Below are 3,088 nucleotides of genomic sequence, written 5' to 3' on the forward strand. Positions count from 1 at the left end.
GCGGTCTTGATCTGTATCCGGTTCAGGCTACCCATAGGAAAGTCGGATGAACCAATATTTTAGACTATTTATCAGGATAGTATTTTTATCCATAATGAATAGTTTGGTTATGAAAGTAATATCTGGAACGGATAATTTTCATCTGCAAAGTTTGCACGGAATGGCTTGGTGTATGTGCAGACCATGCTTGATATGGTCTGATTAAAATGGCTGTACTTGGACAGCGCAACCTGCTTCAATGCTTCCCTGCGATGCAGGTAACACAATAAAACAATTGGCTTTGCTCATTGAGCTGAGAATGCCGGAGCATTGAGCGCCCGTTGTGTGCACTATCCATCCGCCGTTTTTATCTTTACTGAGAATGCCGCGCTGAAATTCGGTTCGTCCGGGAACTTTTCGGATAGGGCTTAGGCAAATAGCCTGGAACTCAATGATTAGCTTGGGTTGCTGCCCCATAAGCGTGCGTAAAGCGTCGCGAACGAACTGCTGGAAAGTTACCATGACTGCAACTGGGTTACCTGGCAATCCAAAAAAATGGCAAGTCCCAATCTTGCCATAAGCAAGTGGCTTGCCTGGCTTCATGGCTATTTTCCAGAACACGACCTCGCCAATTTCCGCTAACAGTTGCTTGATGTAGTCAGCCTCACCTACTGAAACTCCACCGCTGGTTATGATGACATCAGCCCGCGTTGCAGCGTCTAGCAACGCTACTTTGAGACTGGTTTTGTCGTCACGAACGGTACCCATGTCGATAATTTCCACGCCTAGTTCACCCAACATACCTAGCAGAGTATAGCGATTACTGTTATATATTTGACCAGGAGCCAACGGTGTTCCTGGTTGCTGCAATTCGTCACCGGTTGAAAATAACGCAACTTTTAGTTTGCGGTAAACTTTGACATCGCTGAAACCAAGCGAAGCCAGCAGGCCCATCTCGGCGGGGCGAATGATCTGTCCGCGAGTCAGCACCGTAGCGCCCTGCGTGATATCTTCCCCGACCAAGCGAATGTTCTGACCACGGAGGTGTCCTTCTCCTATTTCAATAAAGGATCCGGCGACCTGAACGTGCTCTTGCATCACCACGCTATCACAGCCTTCAGGAATGAGGGCGCCAGTCATAATGCGCACGCATTCGCCTGCCGCAACATGACCCTTAAAGACTCGTCCAGCATAGGCACTGCCAATAATAGCGAGTCGGCCAGGAGCCTTTGCCAAGTCATCGCTGCGCACAGCGTAACCATCCATTGCTGAATAGTCGTGCGGCGGCACATTCATAGGGGAATGTATGTCTGCTGCCAACGTGCGATGCAATGCATCGCTCAGGTTAATCGATTCGTACTCCGCGAGTGGCGCGAGAAATTGCTGGATAAGCTGGCGTGCTTGTTCCACCGGCATTGAATTAGGGTCGTAATCACCCATTGTTTCAAGGGTGGACAAGAAGGAAGGCTTAGATTCCATGAAGTGTCCTTTGCTAAGTTTGGCAGTTATTTAAAGCTTTGAAGGTGACAGCATAATTACCAGACGGATTTTCGGTTTCGCTTGATATGGGTAATACCGTCTGGATAAGATTTTGACGCACCTTACAGACGGATGCGTACTTGCAAACTAGCCCCCAATATAAGACATTTCAATCTTCTTGCCTGCTTGAGTCTTGCTCTTTGTGTTTGCACTCCGTAACTCTGAATAGCGATCCGCGCGCAACCGCCATAGATGTGCAAGGGCAGTAGAAATTTCTTGATCTGTTTTTCCGCTATGCATTAGTGCTCGCAAATCGTGGCCACTCTCCGCAAAGAGGCAGGTATATAGCTTGCCTTCGGTTGACAACCTGGCACGAACGCATTCGTGACAAAAGGTCTTGGTGATGCTTGAGATAACTCCGATTTCACCCCCGCCATCCTGGTAGCGCCAGCGCTCTGCAGTCTCGCCGGTGCAGTTTGGTTCGATTTCTTCAAGTGGCATGTGAGCTGAAATTCGTCGCACTACTTCGGCAGATGGAATCACCTCGCCCATTTCCCATTGGTTAGAGGACCCTACATCCATGTATTCGATGAATCGCAGTATGAAGGGGGAGTCTTTGAAATAGCGTGCCATAGGTACGATTTCCTGGTCGTTCATGCCACTTTTGACAACCATGTTTACCTTGATTGGGCCGAGGCCTACTGAGTGGGCGACATCCAGACTGCGCAGAACGTCCGACACAGGAAAATCAACGCCGTTCATGCGCTTGAAAGTGGCATCATCTAGCGAATCCAGCGAGACCGTAACACGATTTAATCCTGCATCTTTCAGGGATTGAGCTTTTCTTCCGAGTAACGCACCATTAGTAGTCAGCGTCAGATCCAAATCGCTGCCATCGTATGTTTTCAGCTTTGCAAGCATCTCAATTAAATTTTCTACATGCTTGCGTAATAGGGGTTCACCACCCGTAAGGCGGATTTTCTGAACGCCATGGTTAACGAAAATTTGTGCGACGCGAGTGATTTCTTCAAAAGTCATCATTGAAGCCCGTGGCATAAATACATGATCTTTACCGAATGCCTCTACAGGCATGCAATATACGCATCGGAAATTGCAACGATCTGTGAGTGAAATGCGCAAATCCTGTAATGGACGTCCAAACGCGTCACCGATAAGTCCATTCGGCTCTTCTATAACAGCGGGGATGACCGGAACTGCCTTAGAATGACGATAATCGATAATTGGAATTATTTTTTTAGACATGGAATTAGGCCCAATATATTTGGGCATAGTAATAGTTAATTGTAATGGGTTCAATACTTACTCAGGTTATAAAGCAGCATACATTTAAGAAAGCCTAAAGGTAGGCGGCAATCTTACTTTTACAGATATTGATTATTTTTTAAGTCGCATCCTTAGGAATAGAAAACATCTGATTGTATTCGACATAGCCCAATGCTTGCACGTGATTTTGTTTTATAGGAAAAGCAATATATGGGAGTAGTATAATTATATAAATTATTAATTATAGGGCACCTCTAAAAATCCAATTTTCGTCAAAATACGGCGTTACTCAAAAAAATTATCGCTTACATATCAACTATATGCCGCGCTCAAATTTTTTACTCGT

The 3,088-nt window shown here is 46.1% G+C and carries 2 protein-coding genes; both read right to left on the minus strand.

The window, feature by feature from the left end; translation table 11 throughout:
- Positions 1–201: 201 nt before the first annotated feature.
- Positions 202–1,458: a molybdopterin molybdotransferase MoeA gene (gene moeA / locus MJ768_RS00220; RefSeq protein ID WP_239287196.1), complete on the minus strand. Its 1,257-nt coding sequence runs from the start codon at positions 1,456–1,458 to the stop codon at positions 202–204.
- A gap of 147 nt (positions 1,459–1,605) precedes the next feature.
- Entirely contained in the window at positions 1,606–2,748 is a 1,143-nt protein-coding gene (gene moaA, locus MJ768_RS00225; RefSeq protein WP_320415713.1) for a GTP 3',8-cyclase MoaA, read from the minus strand.
- Positions 2,749–3,088: the final 340 nt, after the last annotated feature.

The sequence above is a fragment of the Candidatus Nitrotoga sp. 1052 genome, from assembly GCF_927312905.1.
Taxonomy (GTDB): domain Bacteria; phylum Pseudomonadota; class Gammaproteobacteria; order Burkholderiales; family Gallionellaceae; genus Nitrotoga.

Excerpts from the sequence above, each read along its gene's own strand:
- moaA (WP_320415713.1), bottom strand. The coding sequence starts at position 2,748 with ATGCCCAAATATATTGGGCCTAATTCCATGTCTAAAAAAATAATTCCA.
- moeA (WP_239287196.1), bottom strand. The coding sequence starts at position 1,458 with ATGGAATCTAAGCCTTCCTTCTTGTCCACCCTTGAAACAATGGGTGAT.